General features: G+C 38.2%; 20 protein-coding genes and 1 riboswitch. Of the genes, 9 read left to right on the top strand and 11 right to left on the bottom strand.

What is annotated here, in order from left to right; genetic code table 11:
- Positions 1–51: 51 nt before the first annotated feature.
- Both MKY76_RS06560 and solA read left to right on the top strand, forming a co-directional pair.
- On the top strand, positions 52–1401 hold the full coding sequence (locus tag MKY76_RS06560) for a solute carrier family 23 protein (protein WP_313871567.1): 1350 nt from the start codon (positions 52–54) through the stop codon (positions 1399–1401).
- A gap of 127 nt (positions 1402–1528) precedes the next feature.
- Entirely contained in the window at positions 1529–2644 is a 1116-nt protein-coding gene (gene solA / locus MKY76_RS06555; protein WP_342557541.1) for an N-methyl-L-tryptophan oxidase, read from the top strand.
- A gap of 42 nt (positions 2645–2686) precedes the next feature.
- Here solA and MKY76_RS06550 read toward each other — a convergent pair whose 3' ends face one another.
- Genes MKY76_RS06550 through MKY76_RS06535 form a run of 4 tightly spaced genes read right to left on the bottom strand, consistent with a single transcriptional unit; the run spans position 2687 to position 6208 of the window.
- On the bottom strand, positions 2687–3250 hold the full coding sequence (locus MKY76_RS06550) for an HAD family acid phosphatase (protein WP_066036621.1): 564 nt from the start codon (positions 3248–3250) through the stop codon (positions 2687–2689).
- A gap of 16 nt (positions 3251–3266) precedes the next feature.
- Complete coding sequence (locus MKY76_RS06545) at positions 3267–4352, bottom strand: FAD-dependent monooxygenase (RefSeq protein ID WP_112117585.1); 1086 nt, start codon at positions 4350–4352, stop codon at positions 3267–3269.
- Positions 4349–5461 carry a bifunctional diaminohydroxyphosphoribosylaminopyrimidine deaminase/5-amino-6-(5-phosphoribosylamino)uracil reductase RibD gene (ribD, locus tag MKY76_RS06540; RefSeq protein WP_112117584.1) on the bottom strand — a complete coding sequence of 371 codons (1113 nt, stop codon included), beginning with the start codon at positions 5459–5461 and terminating at the stop codon, positions 4349–4351. Before ribD ends, MKY76_RS06545 begins: the two co-directional genes overlap by 4 nt.
- A 15-nt stretch (positions 5462–5476) precedes the next feature.
- A complete protein-coding gene (locus MKY76_RS06535) occupies positions 5477–6208 on the bottom strand; it encodes a GTP cyclohydrolase II (protein WP_048391249.1) in 732 nt (243 codons plus the stop codon).
- Positions 6209–6477: 269 nt separating this feature from the next.
- Here MKY76_RS06535 and MKY76_RS06530 point away from each other — a divergent pair, with 269 nt between their 5' ends.
- The 4 genes from MKY76_RS06530 (at position 6478) to MKY76_RS06515 (ending at position 10287) form a co-directional block, all read left to right on the top strand.
- Positions 6478–7113 (top strand): TrkA C-terminal domain-containing protein, encoded by a 636-nt coding sequence (locus tag MKY76_RS06530; protein WP_048391250.1) that lies wholly within the window; start codon positions 6478–6480, stop codon positions 7111–7113.
- 158 nt (positions 7114–7271) lie between these two features.
- Entirely contained in the window at positions 7272–8471 is a 1200-nt protein-coding gene (locus MKY76_RS06525; RefSeq protein WP_048391251.1) for a glycine betaine/L-proline ABC transporter ATP-binding protein, read from the top strand.
- Positions 8464–9318: a proline/glycine betaine ABC transporter permease gene (locus tag MKY76_RS06520; protein ID WP_048391252.1), complete on the top strand. Its 855-nt coding sequence runs from the start codon at positions 8464–8466 to the stop codon at positions 9316–9318. The genes MKY76_RS06525 and MKY76_RS06520 overlap by 8 nt, the downstream gene beginning before the upstream one ends.
- 84 nt (positions 9319–9402) lie before the next feature.
- Positions 9403–10287 (top strand): glycine betaine ABC transporter substrate-binding protein, encoded by an 885-nt coding sequence (locus MKY76_RS06515; RefSeq protein WP_342557540.1) that lies wholly within the window; start codon positions 9403–9405, stop codon positions 10285–10287.
- Between the two features lie 42 nt (positions 10288–10329).
- Here MKY76_RS06515 and MKY76_RS06510 read toward each other — a convergent pair whose 3' ends face one another.
- From MKY76_RS06510 to MKY76_RS06500, 3 genes are all read right to left on the bottom strand, one after another.
- Positions 10330–10644, bottom strand: a complete 315-nt coding sequence (locus MKY76_RS06510; protein WP_016991838.1) for a multidrug efflux SMR transporter — start codon at positions 10642–10644, stop codon at positions 10330–10332.
- Positions 10644–10985 carry a multidrug efflux SMR transporter gene (locus MKY76_RS06505; protein ID WP_004232293.1) on the bottom strand — a complete coding sequence of 114 codons (342 nt, stop codon included), beginning with the start codon at positions 10983–10985 and terminating at the stop codon, positions 10644–10646. The genes MKY76_RS06510 and MKY76_RS06505 overlap by 1 nt, the downstream gene beginning before the upstream one ends.
- Positions 10986–11111: 126 nt before the next feature.
- Positions 11112–11208, bottom strand: a riboswitch (guanidine-I (ykkC/yxkD leader).
- 30 nt (positions 11209–11238) lie between these two features.
- Entirely contained in the window at positions 11239–12381 is a 1143-nt protein-coding gene (locus MKY76_RS06500) for a substrate-binding domain-containing protein (protein ID WP_313871560.1), read from the bottom strand.
- Between the two features lie 235 nt (positions 12382–12616).
- Here MKY76_RS06500 and MKY76_RS06495 point away from each other — a divergent pair, with 235 nt between their 5' ends.
- The gene (locus MKY76_RS06495) at positions 12617–13090 is read left to right on the top strand and encodes a YbaK/EbsC family protein (protein WP_342557539.1); all 474 of its coding nucleotides are present in this window, start codon (positions 12617–12619) and stop codon (positions 13088–13090) included.
- 590 nt (positions 13091–13680) lie between these two features.
- Here the strand turns inward: MKY76_RS06495 and MKY76_RS06490 are convergent.
- The 3 genes from MKY76_RS06490 to MKY76_RS06480 all read right to left on the bottom strand — a co-directional run bounded on the left by MKY76_RS06490 (position 13681) and on the right by MKY76_RS06480 (position 16800).
- Positions 13681–14934 (bottom strand): glutathionylspermidine synthase family protein, encoded by a 1254-nt coding sequence (locus MKY76_RS06490; protein ID WP_054550617.1) that lies wholly within the window; start codon positions 14932–14934, stop codon positions 13681–13683.
- Between the two features lie 23 nt (positions 14935–14957).
- Positions 14958–15614, bottom strand: coding sequence for a hypothetical protein (locus MKY76_RS06485; RefSeq protein ID WP_048391262.1), 657 nt, complete (start codon positions 15612–15614; stop codon positions 14958–14960).
- A 136-nt stretch (positions 15615–15750) separates the two neighbouring features.
- Entirely contained in the window at positions 15751–16800 is a 1050-nt protein-coding gene (locus MKY76_RS06480; RefSeq protein ID WP_328012176.1) for a DUF418 domain-containing protein, read from the bottom strand.
- A 182-nt stretch (positions 16801–16982) separates the two neighbouring features.
- Here MKY76_RS06480 and MKY76_RS06475 point away from each other — a divergent pair, with 182 nt between their 5' ends.
- Positions 16983–17246 carry a Parvovirus coat protein VP1-like protein gene (locus MKY76_RS06475; RefSeq protein WP_081011051.1) on the top strand — a complete coding sequence of 88 codons (264 nt, stop codon included), beginning with the start codon at positions 16983–16985 and terminating at the stop codon, positions 17244–17246.
- A gap of 24 nt (positions 17247–17270) precedes the next feature.
- Here MKY76_RS06475 and MKY76_RS06470 read toward each other — a convergent pair whose 3' ends face one another.
- Positions 17271–18056 carry a GNAT family N-acetyltransferase gene (locus tag MKY76_RS06470; RefSeq protein WP_342557538.1) on the bottom strand — a complete coding sequence of 262 codons (786 nt, stop codon included), beginning with the start codon at positions 18054–18056 and terminating at the stop codon, positions 17271–17273.
- A 133-nt stretch (positions 18057–18189) separates the two neighbouring features.
- Between MKY76_RS06470 and MKY76_RS06465 the strand changes: the two genes are divergently transcribed.
- Positions 18190–18696, top strand: a complete 507-nt coding sequence (locus MKY76_RS06465) for a GNAT family N-acetyltransferase (protein ID WP_339280663.1) — start codon at positions 18190–18192, stop codon at positions 18694–18696.
- Positions 18697–18710 lie beyond the last annotated feature (14 nt).

Raw genomic sequence — 18710 nt, 5'->3', positions numbered from 1 at the left:
TCATTCTCTTATTCTCTAATAAAAATCTATCATTTTGAGGTGTACAACTTCGTGGAAACACAACATAGAAAACTAACTAATCAAACAAAACAAACACAATTAACCGTGTTACCAAATGAAAAAATTTCGTTCGGTCAGTCTGCTCTACTCGGTTTACAGCATGTTATGGCTATGGATGTTTATGTGGTGCCCTTTTTAATTGCCATGCTAATCGGTCTACAAACTGGTCAGGCAAGCGCCTTGATTCAATCAACCTTTATTGCGGCTGGGGTCGCGACGATTGTGCAAACACATTTTTGTATGAAATTACCGATGGCACAAGGTCCATCCTATGTTCCACTTGGTGCCATTGTTGGGATCTATGCAGCAAGTGGTAGTGGTGATTTAGGTTGGAGTACTGTGCTAGGTGCTAGTTTAATTGGAGCCATTTTGGTTATTATTTTAGGCTATACAGGTATCTTCAATAAAATTGTCCAAACATTTATTCCACCAATTGTTGGTGGAACGATTATCTTTGTGGTGGGATTGTCCTTAATGCCTGTTGGTTTAAGTGATAATATTTTTAATGGTGCAGGCGCATCCATAAATCAAAACATTTATTTAGCACTTATCTCAGCATTCGTATTAATTATTTGTGTCATGTTAGGCACAGTCTTCCATCAAAAAGGACGTCTATTCCGAATTGCTTCTGTTATCATCGCCTTAATTGCTGGTAGTATTGCAGCAAATATCATGGGTGTTTTAGATTTATCTCCTGTATCGCAAGCCAAATGGTTTAGCATGCCACAAATTCCATTTGCAGATTTTAGTTTTAGCTTTAATTTTTCTGCTATTATCACAATGGTCATTATATATATTGTCTTAATGGCTGAAACAACAGGAACATGGTTTGCCATTAGCAATGTCATCGACCAACCTTTAACAAATAAACAAATTAACCGTGGTGTTATTGGTGAAGGAATTGGCTGCTTTATTGCTTCTTTACTTGGCTCCACTCCTGTGACAGGTTATTCAACAAATGCAGGTGTTATCTCTATTACTGGGATTGCGAGCCGTCGTGTCTTTATAGCAGCAGGTATTTGGTTTATCGTCTTCGGCTTCTCTGGTAAATTAGCAGCACTCATCTCAGCAATTCCTTCAGCTGTTATTGGTGGTGTATTTGTGATCGTCTGCGGCATAATAGCCATTAGTGGTTTACAGGTCATGAAAAATGAACATATTGGTGAAAAGGAAATGTATGTCATCGCGATTCCTGTTATTTTAACGTTAGCATTGACATTATTGCCTGATGATTTCCTGTATTCCTTACCTACAACCTTGCAGTATTTATTTGGTTCGCCTATTGCAACCGCTGCGCTCGTAGCGATTTTCCTTAATAAAATTTTACCAAGCTCAAAATAGTAGCTATCTACAACGCACAGCATCTCTAGTCCATTCGGATTGCAGGTGCTGTGTCTATTTATTTTCTAAAATTTCTGTTTCCTTCCCTATAAATCTGTTATACTAGAGCAAAAAAGTAGGGATTAAAATGGACTATGATGTCATAATAGTTGGTGCTGGCTCCATGGGGATGGCGGCTGGTTACTTTTTAGCAAAGGAAGGAAAAAATGTACTTATGCTAGATGCCTTTACTCCACCCCATGAAGAAGGTAGTCATCATGGGGATACAAGAATCATTCGCTTTGCCTATGGTGAAGGAGCTAGCTATGTACCTTTTGTAAAAAGAGCTGGCGAGCTTTGGCAAGAGCTAGAGTCTTTAACAAATGAAAGCTTATTTATACAAACTGGTGTAGTTAATATTGGAGAGCCAACATGTGCCTTTATTCAAAATGTGGAGGCTAGTGCCTCGCTCTATAATTTAGCACTTGAACACTATTCACCTGCTGAAGCAATGAACAAATGGCCAGGGTTATTCTTGCCAAAAAATTTAGTTGCTTGCTTTGAACCTACAGCTGGTGTCCTTCGTGTTGAAGCATGTATCCAAGCCTATAAAAAATTAGCCTTGGAGGCGGGTGCAAGCCTTCGAACAAATGAAAAAGTATTGGCTATCCAAGCTGGTGATATTGTACAGGTACAAACAGTACATAATAGCTATAAAGCAAAGCAATTAATAGTAACGGCGGGTGCATGGGCAACAGAATTATTACAAACAGTAGATGTGAGCATACCCGTCACACCAACGCGGAAAACCTTTGCATGGTTTGAGGCAGATGAGCAGCTGTATCATGATAAAGTTTTTCCAGCCTATTGCTTTGAATTTGCCGATTCAACCTACTACGGCTTTCCAAGTATTGATGGAGCGGGGTTAAAACTTGGACGACACGATGGGGGTGATGTGGTTAATCCAAACGACCCTCTACGTCCGTTTGATGCGTCTGATGCTGTTGACTTACAAAACTTCATTGATCAGTTTATGCCTCAGCATGGAACGCTTAAATACGGAAAAACATGTAAGTATTCGATGACACCAGATGAAGATTTCATCATCGACTTTTTACCTGAACATCAGAATATTGTGATTGCTGCAGGTTTTTCTGGTCATGGCTTTAAATTTAGTAGTGCCGTTGGGGAAGCTCTTGCAGATTTAATTATAGAGGGCAAAAGTAAACAAGATTTATCTACCTTTAAACTTAGTCGATTTTAGCAAAAAAGGATCGGTACAACGGTTAGTCGTTGCACCAATCCTTTATTTTGTTAACATCGTTTGAAACTCTTGCCAATCATATAAACGTGGAAGATTTACATGCTGGTTATAAGATTGATTCTTTAAGATTACCTTAGTTGTCACATCATGAAGTGTCTCAAGTACTGCTGGTTTATCATCTACATAAATATCTAAAGCAAGCTCTTTTATAATGGCTACCTTTTCTGCATCTTGCATGCCACAAAAAAAATGACCGTCTGTTATTGGAAAGCCCTGTGCCTCCATCCAAGCTTTTGTTTGCGCACAATATTGCTTTGGACGAGATGTAATATAGTAAATGTCATGTCCCTGCTCTGCTAAAGCTTGGAGGGCTTTTAAAGCACCATCAAAAGATGGACAGTCCGTAAAATAGATCTCTTCCAATGCGCTATTCCACAAGGCAGTTCCTTCCTCATCTGTTAATCCAAATGGTTCATGAATTTCTACTCGTTGTATCGCTTGAAAGGTTTCAAAGGAAACCTTTTTGCCAAGCTTTTTATTATAAAGTGAAAAGGCATGTGCTCGTAAATCAATTAATGTGTCATCTATATCAAAGCCAAACTTCATCTAGTTGTTCGTCCTTTCACGAAGCCTTGTTTATAAAGTTAGAAGCAAATGTCTGTTCTTTTTCAATTTGTTTTGCTAATACTTCCTCAATGGCTTGCTTACGCATTTGTTGAAAATATTGTACGTTAAATTGTGCTAGTGTGTCTTTATTTAGCAATGATGCAAGACAATCTGCATCTTTTAGTGCACTATTCAGCCCAAAAGCGCCTGTTGGTGTCATTGTATGAACAGCGTCCCCTAGCAAGACAAGGCCCTTTGTCCCCCAACTATTACAATGGCTACTAAAGACATCAAGCAAAACAAAATCCTGCCAGGAAGTTATCTGTGCCTGCACTGTCTTCGTTAATTCTGGAAATGCCTCCACAAGCTGCTGGATAAAGGGTGTAAATGCTAGTTTTCGAAGCTGAGGGAAACTACCTTGCTCAATATTCCAGCCTATTTGAAGATAACCACCAACTTGTGTAAACAATGACAGCTGCTTATCATCGATGAGTGCCATTTTTATGGATGGTTCCCAATCAGCTGGCGCAGGAATTTTAGCCCACAGTAAATCAAAGCCATGCTTCTGTTTCTGAACATCAATATGTGCTTGCTTACGAATAGTAGAATAACGACCATCCGCACCGATAATTAACTGACTATCGATTTGTATAGGGTCCCCGTTTTTTATCGCCATAACGCCTCTATAATGACCAGTAGCATCCGCGATCAGCTTTGTTACCTTTGTATGTAGCAAGCATGTAAAGTTAGGGAACAGCTGTGCTTTTTGTAAAATTCCTTTTAATAAATTTGCCTGTGGTACATGAATGCCTAAATGTCCTATTGCTTCATCTGGAAGAATTGTTTTAAATGCTCTGCCACCAGCATAATACTCAAGTTTCTCCATTCGTAATATACCGAGTGCCTCGACTGCTTCGAAAAGATGGTGGCTTTTTAAAACAGCCTCCCCTTCCTCATTTAAATGCTCGCCACGAAATGCCTGACCAAGTGCTACATTTTGCTCTAATAAAATCACTGACAGCCCTTTTTTAGCAAGTAGGTAGGATAACAATGCACCAGCAGGACCTGCCCCTACTATACAGACATCTGCTTGATAGTTCACTTTTTTTCACCCTGCTTTGGATAGGCAATAATACGCAAATCCTCGCCTATTTTATCAAATGATGCAAACTCAACATTCCATGCCTCATGCATGAGAGAGGGATTATAGCCGGCAAACGGCGTTAACGATAGATTTCCACCCAAAACTTTAGGTGCTATATATACTACATATTTATCGATTGCACCTTGCTGTAAAAAGGAAGCATTCATTTTACTTCCACCTTCTAGCAAAATATCTGTTATGCCGTGTATATAAAGCTTTTCAAGCATCTCATCAATCTGTAATCCATATTCATTTTTTTGTACGGGTAAAACTGTAACACCTTTTTCTGTTAATAAATGAATTTTTTCTTGGCTTACGTCGTCACTACAAACAAGAATCGTTGGTGCATCCTCTGTATTCAAGACATTTGCATTGTCAGGTGTACGTAGAGAACTATCCATAATAATACGTGTTGGATTTTTTCCATATCCTTCTTTTAGTCTTGTTGTTAAAGAAGGATTATCAGCAATGACTGTACCCACGCCAACTAAAATTCCATCTACTTCATGACGAATATGGTGAACATCCTCACGTGCACCCTCTCCAGTTACCCATTTTGAATGTCCTGTATGCGTAGCAATTTTCCCATCTAAAGTCATAGCAAATTTTGAAATAACAAAAGGACGATGCGTAAGCATATTGTGAATAAAACGCTCATTTAAACGGCGCGCTTGTTGCTCTAAAACCCCTACTTCCACCATTATTCCAGCATCTTGTAGCAATTGGATGCCACGACCTGCTACTGCTGGATTTGGATCTTGCATAGCAATTACCACTCGACTGACACCAGATTCCTTCACTAAATTGGCACAAGGAGGTGTCTTACCATAATGTGAACAAGGCTCTAACGTTACATATAACGTAGCACCCAGTGCATGCTCTCCAGCCATTCGAAAAGCATGCACTTCAGCATGTGGTTCCCCTGCTTTTCTGTGTAAACCTGTACCTACAATCACACCGTTCTTCACGATTACAGCCCCAACAAGTGGATTAGGGTTCGTATTTCCTTTAGCACTAGCTGCTAAATCCAAAGCCAGTTGCATATACTTTTCATCTACATTCATCATCATCGCAACCTCCACCTATTGCTTTTCACGTATATGTCCAGATTTTTCAACTTTCGTTTCTAAATAAAAACGATTCGTCTCTGTCAAACCGCCCCATAAAGGAACATGCCCTTCCGCAGCCATGCCACGAGCCTGTAATGCAGCCAATTTCTTCGGATTATTTGTAATAAGTGTTACTGGTTTGGTACGCAGTGTAGCTAATACCGCAAGTGCTTCGTCATAAGAACGTGTATCATCTGGGAAGCCAAGTGCATGGTTTGCTTCAACTGTATCGAGCCCTTCCTCTTGCAATAAATAAGCAAGAGATTTAGAGAATAGTCCAATACCACGACCTTCATGATCAGCTAAATAAAATATAGCACCACAGCCATGCTCAACTATCATTTTCATAGACTCATGCAACTGGTATCCACAATCACAACGCTGGCTGCCAAATATGTCGCCTGTGTGACAAATACTATGCATTCGGATTAAAGCATCTTCTGAATGGGTAAAATCACCATATACAAGCACAGAGGATTGTTGTAAAAATGCTAAATTAGCAGCGGCTAATCCATCAATGATTTCTTCTTTAGTTAAATTCGCATCAATTTTAAGCCAGTTATACCATTGAAAAGTTGCAGAAAAATCGCCTTGTTTTACAGGTAATTTCACTGGTCCAACTAGGCAAATATTCTCTGTATTTGTATGCTTTACTAACGTCATTTTATCTTTTACTAAGTCCATCACTTTAGTTGTAATTGTCATATTAATCTCCAACCTTCTATAGAAACAGTTGGCTAAATTCACCAACTGAGCACATGTATTTTCACATCACTTACATAACGTAACTTAGTTTATAATAATAACTAAAAAGTGTCAATCGACAGCTATTACTCTTTAATTATAATTATTAGCGATGATAATTTTATTATTACTTTTTCATCATATACTACTAGCTTATGGAGATGCTATTTTTTCTGTGCAGGCTAGTCTATAATAAGCTGTGGTACTGTAATGACGAAAGGAAGTTTAACATGAACTTAGAAAAAAATGTTCAACTAAAGCAACCAAAATATCAACAAATAGCCATTGATCTCGCCTCCAAGATTGTTGAAAGAAAATACAGCATTGGCGATAAAATATATGCAAGATCCTCTCTTGCCAGTCAATATAATGTTTCTGCTGAGACGGCAAGAAGAGCTATTGCCGTTTTGCAAGACTTAGAAATTGTTGAAGCTTCAAAAGGTAGTGGCGTAATTATAAAATCGTATGAAAAAGCGGCTCAATTCGTCAGACAGTTTCATGATGTACAATCGATTCATGAAATACAAAATGAGCTTTTGACAAGTATTCAAAAGCAACATCATGAATTGATTAATTTACAAGACAAGGCAAAGCAACTAATTAGCCGCACAGAGCATTACCGGTCAGTCAATCCGTTCATCCCCTATCAATTAGAAATGACAGCTGATAGTCCATGCATTCATCAAACTGTACAAGCTTTAAATTTTTGGCAAAATACTTCTAGTACTATCGTTGGTATTCGACGTGGCAATGAATTATTACTATCCCCTGGTCCTTATGTCTCATTTGAAGAAGGGGACATTATTTATTTTGTTGGAAATGATGAAAGTTTCGCTAGAGTTCAAAGCTTTTTATACCCAAATTAAAATCCGTTTAAGCGCTGATATAACAGCGTTTAAGCGGGTTTTTTCTTATTTGTCGATTTGACAAAAGTAACAACCCTTTGCTACAGTAAGGTTGTTACTTGTTTATTTTTGGGTATCATTATCCTCACATAGTAATAATCTACGAAAGGAGTGCTTCTATGGAAAAAATTAAAATAGAACACGTATCGAAAGTGTTTGGCAAACATATTCCCCAAGCACTAGAACTCGTTAAGCAACAAAAAAGTAAGACTGATATCTTAAAAGAAACAGGTGCAACTGTTGGAGTATACGATGCAAGCTTTACTGTCAACGAAGGAGAAATCTTTGTTATTATGGGATTGTCAGGAAGTGGCAAATCTACGCTTATACGGCTTTTAAACCGCCTAATTGAACCAACGAGCGGAAATATATATATCGATGGAGAAAATATTTCTACCATGGGAAAAGAAAGTCTACGGTCTGTACGAAGAAACAAAATGAGCATGGTTTTCCAAAACTTCGGTTTATTCCCCCATCGTACATTACTTCAAAATACCGAATATGGCCTTGAAATTCGAGGTATTTCAAAAGAAGAACGGCAAGCAAAAGCTGAACAGGCTTTAGAAAATGCTGGATTACTCGCTTATAAAGACCAGTATCCAAATCAGTTATCAGGTGGTATGCAGCAGCGTGTTGGTTTAGCACGAGCCCTTGCTAATGATCCTGAAATATTACTAATGGATGAAGCATTTTCAGCACTTGATCCATTGATTCGCAAGGAAATGCAAGATGAGCTACTCGATCTACAACAAACATTGAAAAAAACTATTTTATTTATCACACATGATTTAAATGAAGCATTACGCATTGGGGATCGCATTGCCATTATGAAGGATGGCTCTATCATTCAGATTGGTACGGGTGAAGAAATATTAACCAACCCAGCAAATGATTATGTCAAAACATTCGTGGAAGATGTGGATCGTTCTAAAGTATTGACAGCTGAAAATGTCATGGTACGTCCAGTTTATGTCAATACAGACCTAGATGGCCCTAAAGTGGCACTAAAGCGTATGCGTCAAGAGGCTGTAAGTTTATTAATGGCTGTTGATAAAAATAGACATTTAAAAGGCTATATCACTGCAGACGATGCACTAGCTGCAGCGAAGAAACAAGAGCAAACCGTCCATTCTATTGTGCAATCAGAAGTATTAACTGTTCCACCCGATATGCTACTACAGGATATTTTAGGGATGATTTATAATTCTCCTACTCCTATTGCCGTTGTGAAAGATGGTCGCTTGCTTGGTGTACTAATTAGGGGCGTTGTCATCCAAGCACTGTCAACTAGCGATGAGGAGGCCGAATCACATGAATAACTTTTTAGATAATATTCCAACATTACCACTAGCTCCGTGGGTAGAATCAGCTATGGACTGGTTGACGAGTAATTTTTCAGCGTTCTTTAACTCTATTCAGCAATTCGGAAAACTACTCATGAATCAGGTCACTGATTTATTAATTAGTATCCCAGCCATTATTCTTATACTTCTTGTCGTGATATTTGCCTTCTTCGTTTCAGGCAAAAAGTTAGGGCTTGCTGCATTCTCATTAATTGGCTTGTTGTTTATCTATAACCAAGGATTATGGACTCATCTTATGGAAACAACCACGCTTGTGATCTTTTCCAGTATTATATCCATCATCATCGGTATTCCACTAGGTATCTTAATGTCAAAATCAACGGTAGCTGAAAACATTATTAAACCAATACTAGATTTCATGCAAACAATGCCTGGCTTTGTCTATTTAATTCCAGCCGTTGCCTTTTTTGGTATTGGTATTGTACCTGGTGTCTTTGCATCCGTTATCTTTGCTTTACCCCCAACAGTACGTATGACAAACCTCGGTATTCGTCAAGTACCAAAAGAATTAGTGGAAGCTGCAGACTCCTATGGTAGTACAGCTAGCCAAAAATTATTTAAAGTAGAAATCCCCCTTGCTAAATCAACCATTATGGCAGGGATTAACCAAACCGTTATGCTGTCACTTTCTATGGTAGTTATTGCCTCTATGATTGGGGCTCCTGGTCTAGGACGTGAAGTATTAACAGCCCTTCAACGTACTCAAGTTGGGAATGGCTTCGTTGCAGGATTAGGCTTAGTTATTTTCGCGATCATTATTGACCGTTTAACACAAAGCCTCAATAAAAAGAAAGCATTATAAAAATGTCATCTTTCTTGCTACCATCCATCCTCCGGTGGATGTCGGCAGTTTGGATACAAAATGATGAAGAGAAAGGGAGATTCGATGAAACTGAAAACACTATCAAAGTTAGGAATGGCTCTAGGTCTAGGCTTCATGCTTGCTGCATGTAGTGGAGGCGACTCAGGCTCAAGTTCTGGAAAAAACAGTGATTCTAAGGAGGTAAACCTAGCCTATGTTGAGTGGGATACAGAAATTGCCTCAACGAATGTTGTTGTGCAGGTACTCGAAGATTTAGGTTATGATGTAACATTAACTCCTTTGGATAATGCGATCATGTGGGAGGCTGTCTCGAAAGGAGAGGCTGATGGAATGGTTGCTGCTTGGCTACCACATACACATGCTTCACAATATGAAAAATATAAAGCTGATTTAGATGAGCTAGGTGAAAACCTTGCTGGTGCAAAAATCGGTTTAGTTGTACCAAGCTATATGGATGTCAATTCTATTGAAGATTTATCTAATGAAGCAGATCATACAATCACTGGTATTGAGCCAGGTGCGGGCATTACTGCTGCTACAGAAAAAGCATTAGAAGAATATGATAATTTAGCAGATTGGAACTTTATTACTTCTTCTTCTGGTGCGATGACAACTGCATTATCAAAAGCGCTGAAAGATAAGGAAGAGATTATTGTCACAGGCTGGTCACCACACTGGAAATTTGCGAAATATGATCTTAAATACTTAGAAGATCCAAAGGGTGTATATGGTGGAGAAGAAACGATTAATACATTCGTACGCAAAGGCTTAAAAGAAGATTTACCAGATGTATATTCAGTACTCGATAACTTCCACTGGACAGCAGAAGATTTAGAAAGTGTTATGTTAGAAGTAATGGATGGTAAAGATCCAAAAGACGCTGCGAAAGAATGGGTTGATGCTAACCCGGATAAAGTGGCTGAATGGACAAAAGACGTAAAAAAATAATATAAAAACAGGCACTCCTGCATAAGAGGAGTGCCTGTTTAATTATGATAGCAATTTCAACATGATTGCTGCTCCTAATACAAGGATAATACAAACGATGCGTCGCCAGTCCTTAGATTCATTAAAAAACAGCATACCTAGCAGTGCTCCCCCAGCTGCACCAATCCCTGTCCAGATCGCATAGGCAGTACCCATTGGTAATGTTTCCATCGCATAGGCAAGGCCTGCAAAACTTAAGGTGAATGCACCAATCAACAGTCCTAAATTTTTCATACTCTTCGTCTTATTATATTTACTAATCATATATACACCCATCATCTCACATAACCCTGCAACAACTAATGCCATCCATGCCATTATTCACTCACCTCTTGTTCCTTAGGCTCTCCTGTTACTAGCTTTAAGCCTACAACTCCTGCAAGTAACACAACAATACATATGATTTTTGCTAATTTCCACGGCTCTCCAAATAGCAAGCTATCCGCACATACAGTACCAGCCGTTCCTAATCCGACAAAGATTGCATAAACGGTCCCAACTGGTAGATGCTCACCTGCTTTAATGAGCAAATAAAAACTAATAAAAATGGCAATTGCTGTACCAATCCATTCTAGTACACTTGTTGCATGCTTTAACCCAATGACCCAGCCAACTTCAAAGCAAGCCGCTATAATGACGCTGATCCATTGTTTATTCATCATAAATCCCTCCATTTTATAAGACACGGCCGAATAATTGGATGATCCAACTACTTTTTCAGCATTCGCCAAATGACTTGATTTTAGCCAAACAAAAAAAGCCTGAAGAAACTGTCTTTAAACAGTATCTCCCAGGCTTTTATCCTTCCGTGTCACAAAATCAATTTGTGGTTTTCTCTCGGACCAGACTAGCAAGCGCTACGGAACCCTAGAAAACTTTTATTCGATTATTACTCTTAGTATAGCAAACTATTCAATGATTTTCCACTGGTACATAGCCAACCTTTTCTACCATTGCCTGCCCTTCCTCAGAAAGTATCCAATCAATCAGTTTCTGTACATTTTGATTTTCCGTTCCTGCTGTGATGGCATAAAATTCAGACACTAAAGGATATGTACCATTTTGAATATTCTCTTTTGTTGGTGCTACTCCGTCAATGGATAGTAATTTGATCTTTTTGTTACCAACCATCTCTGTAGAATAATATCTAAACGTAAAGCCCAAGGCATTTTTATAATTTCGATATTGCGACACTTCACGAATGATTCCACCCATTCCTGATGCAACATCTTCAGTGGGTGCCTCCATGATTGGCGTATTGCCCATCAGCTTTTCTAGTGTCGTTTGGCTTCCACTATCTGCTGGGCGTTGGAAAGCACGAATGGCCTCATCCTCCCCACCCACTTCACGCCAATTAGTTATTTCTCCAGCATATATTTTTTTGACCTGCTCAAGTGTTAAATTATCGATTTTATTTTTACGATGCACAAAAAAGACAAATGCCTCTCTACCAATTGGCGTCATATCAAATGTAAGTCCTTCCTTTTCTGCCTGCCATTCTTGTGAGATGGACGGGGCTGCCACAAAGATTAAATCAACATCTCCAGCTATTAAATTTTGATAGGCCTCTGGTGTACGACTTACTTGAACTCTACTATTATATGGAGGATATTCCCCTTTGGGATACGTAGCCTCCACAAAAGCCGCATATAAAGGGTACATGGCTGTTGCACCATCTAGTCGTGGTAATGACTCTGTCAATTGTAAGGAAGCTTTATTTTTCACTATTTCATTGCCAGGGACAAATGGCTGATAGACTGTTACATCAATTTCCGCATCAACAGTGGGAATACTCATTTTATAATAATGTTGAATCGGTTTAATGGCTGCAATCAACAGGGCGATTCCCATGACACCAAATAGCAAGCCCCTTCGTTTTTTTGTGTTGGTCCATTTAAACATACTACAAACAATCCAGACAAATAAACAAACAGGTATAGTAAAGACCAAATTAATTAAATGCAGCCCACCACTTAATGTGATCATGAATGCAACCATTAATGTCACAACGGATAAACCAATTAGTATCGATACTATTTGTATAAACTTAAGCATACAAAGACCTCCCTAGTGTAATTTTACACTCCTTATACCAATGGTACCCGAAAGATAAAGCATTCACAACTATATATTCTGAAAATTATGGTAAAATTAATTTTGTCTGGATTTAATGAATGCTTTTTGTATGAAGGTGGTATATCAACTATAGAAAAGGGATCTTTTCGAAAATCTCAAAAAATCTCGACAACCTATGCTAGGGCATAATTGATACAAGTAGGAGGGTGTACATATGGCAATTGAAAAAGTACGTCGCCATTTAGCACAATGGCATGTAGAACACAAAATACAAGAATTAGAAGAAAGCTCCGCAACAGTTGAGTTAGCAGCACAGGCGCTTGGCTGTCAGCCAGAGCGCATAGCAAAATCTTTATCTTTTCTTGTAAATGATGGAGCGATCTTAATTGTGGCTGCTGGTGACGCAAAAATCGATAATGCAAAATATAAAGCCGTATTTGGTACGAAGGCAAAGATGTTATCCAAAGATGATGTGGAGACGATGATCGGCCATGATGTCGGAGGTGTATGCCCTTTTGGTGTGAATGATGGCGTAGCCATTTATTTAGATGAATCTTTAAAACGTTTTACTACAGTATTTCCAGCGTGCGGTAGTAGTAATTCAGCCATTGAGGTAACCATTTCAGAACTTGAAACATATGCTCCCTATAAAGAATGGATTGATGTCTGTAAAGGCTGGAATGAATAAGGACCAAACGATTGGCGATACTTTTAAAAGTCTCGCCAATTCATGTTGTTGAAAAAAGATAATATCGCTAGGAGAAATAAAACCTTTTGGCAAGGTAAGGGTTGATTTCCGTTCCGCCAGCGTCCTTTCCAGGGGGCGTCCAATGAGCCGCTTCTCTCACTTACGTTCGCTCCAGGGTCTCATCAGTGACGCTAAATCCCCTAAGAGTGACGCTGGCTCCTCTCCAATCAACCATTCTGCAAAGTGTCTTTACTTTTTTAATAGTAGCATAGTAATAAAATCGCCCATTATCTGTATTCATAGAGGGGATAAGCTCTTATTTTCAATGTGGAGAAGTGATGAGTGACAAGAAGTGAACACCTTCACTTTATTTGAAAACCTTTGCTAAAAAGATAACACTTTTGTAGGTTGGAGTGGAAGGCTACTTGACTCCCGTGGGATAGCGAGTCAGGCGAAACCCTGCACGGAGCGGAGCGAAGGAAGCGGTTCGGCGCTCGCCCACAGGAAAGCAAGTAGCCTGCAACGGCAATCCATTTTCACCTTCTAAAAAAATTTTATGGGTGGTTTTGTTTTTCAGCACTATAGATTTGCTATTCCTTGTAACCAACGGCTAACCAATGTGAATCCCATTCTGTAATTTGATTGCCTACCCGACAGCTTAAACCACATGCACAATTATCAGCAACAAATGAGCCAATTAGCCACTTCTTAGCACGATATCCTTCTTTTAACTGCACTGTTATACTAGGCATCTCCACATACTGTTGGTAAATAAACAAATTATCATCATAGTGTTTGGATGTGGAAGCATTTACTCTCCGCCCACTTCCTGCGTAAATTTCTACTGTATTTCCCTCACGAGAATAAACAGGCTTCTTGACATAGGGTACATCATCACGAATAAATGGTTCTGCTGTAAGGTATGTAGGAAGCATATATTGCAAAATAGCTGCTCGTTCCTCGGAAGTAAAGAGCAATGGATCATTTCTCCGCTCCCATATTAACCATAATAAGATTTTCGATTGTAATACATAGGCAGCAGGTGGATTAATAATGGCTAGCTGTCGTTTTTTGACAAGCTCTAAAAGATGCAAGCCAATGCGATCACCATCTGCTGCCACATCATCTATTAAAAACTCTACAGGGTGTGCGGGTCTAAATAAAATATCAATTTTCTCCATTGTAGGTGTATAAAGACCTTGTGCTACCTCAGACGTGTCACTAGAAAAGATGATAAGCTCTTGTATGGGCACATACTCAATGTCAAAAGGAATACAGGACTTGATAAACTGTACCTGGCAATACTCTTCGTAGTCCTCTTTCGCTGTTTTTCCTGTGATGACAATCTTCGGCTTTTTGACATTATGTAAATATTGAATGGCAGCAAAAAGAGCGCCCGACAATGCTTTTTGTAAGGCTGTTACATCATTGGGATTTTTATAGCCAAAATGCTGACATAGTGCGTCATTCATCTTGAAGGTTTCTTGTACAAGAAAAGGGGTTTCTCCATTTAACTCTAAACATTTAATGTAACCCTCCTCTGTACAAATAAAATCAAATCGTGCCAGAATTGATTGCTGCTGTAAATAATCTAATTGAATATATGGGATCATTTCCGGTCGAATACCTAAGGCTAAGAGCTGATCGACCGATAAATGTTTAAATTGTTTCCCGACTTTTAAAAAGATGCGCCAAAGCATTTGTGTTGCATAATGAAGTTGATCAATTTGTTGCTTTGGCAATTCTAAAACATCATATAATGCGTACTCTAAATCCTCAAAGTCAGGAAAGAAGTCAGGGAATTTTGAGTAAAATGCTTGTCGTTGCTGTGTGTGATTCATCATGTTCTTCACTCCCTATCCTAACCCTACGAGGAGGACGAGCCGCCACGAGATGCCCCACCAGAACCAAAGCCCGATTTTCCTGTGCTTGAGGAAGAGCTATTGGAGTAGGAATTGGAACTCTTAGATGAACTATCCGTCGAATAGGAGCGTTGTCCACTCGAATAAGAATTTGATCCACTTGAAGTTGAGCTACCTGAAGTTGAACTAGCCTTATTTTGCGTACTGTTTGTTATACCATTTGTTTGTTTACTTTCATCCTTAACGCTTGATGACGATCGTGGCACTGCTGAGCCGCCACCATTGCTTTGCTCATCTCGATCTGTACCATTTTTTAAATTGCGACTTTTATATATCGCACTTCCTATCATGGCTCCAGCCGTTGCATACATCAAACCATTAAAGAAATGCTGGGCATAGTAAGGTGAATTTTCATCGATACATTCAAAGGAACCATCATCACCTTCTTGCCATTCATCACAGGCATCAGCCATTTCACTATTGTAAACACTTTCTATTTCATCACTTGTATTTGCTTGATTTTGATCTTCAGTTATCTGATTAGAAGTAGTTAAAGGGTATTCTTCTGCTGTTTGAGTTTCACTATTTCCACATGCTGCAAGCTGCACAGCCATCAAAGATGCCGTTGTCACAGCCATATATTTTTTTATTTGCTTAGCCATATTATAAACGCTCCTTTATTTCTGGTACCTAGTTTACGATTATCTCCTATTTTAGGTTTCATTTTTTACAAAAACATACAATTTATTTTAGCAGAAAAAATCCCAAACAGTAGGATTGTTTGGGATTTACAGTATTTTACGATTGTTTGGACACGACTTTTTTTCCATAAGTCATATATCGCCATAATTTTTCAAATGGTCCTATTGTAAAGAACTTAAACCAAATCACGCTAAAAATTATTTGAATGATAAACGTAATACTCGCTATCACTACAATATCTGATGGTGAAACTACTTCTAGCCCCATTAATGAAATGATGGCTGTTCCAATAAAGCTTTGCGCTAAATAGTTTGTAAAGGCCATTTGCCCCACACGTCCAATTGGCTGAAGTAGCTTCGCTATTGTTTTATGTTCTAATAGAATAAACAAACAACTTAGATAAAAATAGGTTGTTGGAACAACCCCTAAGCCAATGATAGATTGAAGCTGTTGGTCTTCTGCTTGTGAGGCAAACCAAATCCATAATGAGAATCCAATAAAGAACGGGAAAGTACTATAAAGCAACCATTTTATTTTTTGACTATGCGCTCCAATGTGCCCAATCCAATCAGCTTTTGCTACTAAAAATCCACTTAAAAACATAATAAAGATGGCTACGGCATCATTGCCTAAAAAGCCAAATATAGCTGACGAAACTGTATTAGACGGCATATACATTTGTCCTAATAATGCCAGAATATGCAGTGTGATAATCGTAAACAACCATTTAGAAATGGTTGAAACCTTCGCAGAGTAAAATGGTAGCAATAAAAAACCAATCACTGCGTAAATGGCTAGGATAGAGCCCCAAAAAATAAAAATATGAATAATACCTATAACCAATAGAGCCAATAAGCGTCTTGCAAAGCGCATTCTCGGTCTATCTCCCCGCGCTTCTGCACGTGTAGCAAAAATATAAAAACCAACCCCAAATAGGAATGAAAAGATAGAGAAAAATTTCTTTTCTATAAAAATATTAATAAGTGAATCAATAACCCCATTGATTCCACTCATATCAGGCATTGGTGCACCCTCTATTATGAGCTGATAGGCACCTACATTAATAAATAAAATACCAAATAACGCTAATCCTCGTATAATATCTAAGGCAATGATTCGTTCTTTTTGTGTAACGGATGGATTCATGTTGAAAAACTCCTTATCTTTTATGCTATAGCTAGCATAACTCCCCATCCTTACAACTAATTATTTTTAAGCTTACAGGAACCTTACAAATCAAAAAGAATAGTCTTATAGTTTTTTATCCTCTTCTACGATGAAATATTACATATTTTATAGTAAAAACATCGAAAAGAGAGGTTTAGGAGATGAATAGAAATCGCAAGCTCGGTTTTTGTTATCCCGGCTACCGATACTGTGGTCCTGGCTGCTCAGGACCAGGTACGCCTACAAATGCAGTGGATGCTTGCTGTAAACTGCATGATGAATGCTATGAACGCCACGGTAGCACAAAATACTGTGATGAATTGTTTCAACAATGCCTCCGTCCCCATATGAACGCTCCAAATAAAATGGCTAGAGACGCTAGACTATTCTATCGAGTTTTTGAATTACGCAATCGTTTCTTTTAAAAGCAGATAAAGCTCACGATGTTTTTAATAACCGCGTGGGCTACTTTTTGTATAGATAGTATATTTTTGTGGTGTTGTAAAACCAAGCTTTGTGCCTAGGTGAATGGATCCTGTATTCGAAATGTCACAATCCCAACAAGGCTTTAGCTGGTTGACAAGACAATGATCTATAAATGTTTCTGCAATGCTACTTGCTAATCCTTGTCCTCTAAAATTCGAATTTGTCATAATATCAATTTCTGCATACTCATTTGATTTAAATATAGAGACCGCTTCACTAATGATTTGTTCTTTATGTACGAAACAAAAGCCAAAGCCATTTTTGAGGAAATTAGAGGTAGAATCCCAATATTCCTCATAATATGTCTGATCAAATTCCAGTGAATTTTTAATCAAGGGTTCAGTAATAAATTTGACTTCGTAATCACGTTTCCCATGCTTCTCTCTATGATTATAAATATTTTCATCAAATGTAAATGTATAGCGTTCTAGCTTTCTCAGCTGGTTATTTAACAATTGTTCGATTTTAGTATTCCACTGTTCTGAATAAGAAAATAAGGTAAACCGTTTCTGTTGTTCTATAGCCTGTTGCAAACAATAGGCAAGCTGATAATCAATCGAAGTCTTATTTTCATTGCCATATACATAGTATATGCCTGATTTCGTGTGAAATAATAATGTTTGAAAAGCAGCTGTATCAGAATAGACAGCTCCTTCTATCATTCGATCTAGTATACTATACACAAATGTCGGGGCTCTTGAAATAAATTGTTTAATGATAGGATATTGCTCTTCCGAGACTTTTATCATGCTATTTCCTCCAGTATTTTGCAGTATGTATCATTTCTATTATAATAAACTTATATCCATATGAAGGGACTGAATTATGCGCAGATAGCAATATTTTTCATCCAACATCATCATAATTTTGGAGGTAAAAGTATTGATTGAAAATATCAACACGGAAAGATTGCGGTTACAAAAAATGGAGAAAGCTGATGCTAAAAGTTTATTAACCATTTGGTCTGATCCTGATGTAACCAAGTATATGAACATTACTCAGTTTACACAAGAAGAGCAAGCCTTGGAAATGATTGAACTTCTAGAACAATTAGCTAAGCAACACAAGGCAATCCGCTTCTCTATTTTTGAAAAGGCATCCAATCATATCATTGGGTCATGTGGCTTTAATATGCTTGATTATGACAATGCTCTAACAGAGATTGGCTATGATTTGGGCAAGGAATATTGGGGAAAAGGCTATGCAACAGAAGCTATAACTGCTTTAATTGATTATGCCTTTAAGCACTTAAAAATGGAAACAATTGCTGCAGAAGTTGACGCTGCCAATATCAATTCAATCAAGGTTTTAAAAAAATTGAATTTCATTTACCAAGAGAAGCACAATACTGAAGATACTCTACAACTTTACACTTTAACAAAATCGTAAGAAGAAAAGGCTAA

The sequence above is a fragment of the Lysinibacillus sp. FSL P4-0201 genome, assembly GCF_038593425.1.
Classification (GTDB): domain Bacteria; phylum Bacillota; class Bacilli; order Bacillales_A; family Planococcaceae; genus Lysinibacillus; species Lysinibacillus capsici.
Note: the sequence above shows the minus strand (reverse complement) of the source record. Positions and strands in the feature narration are given on the sequence as shown.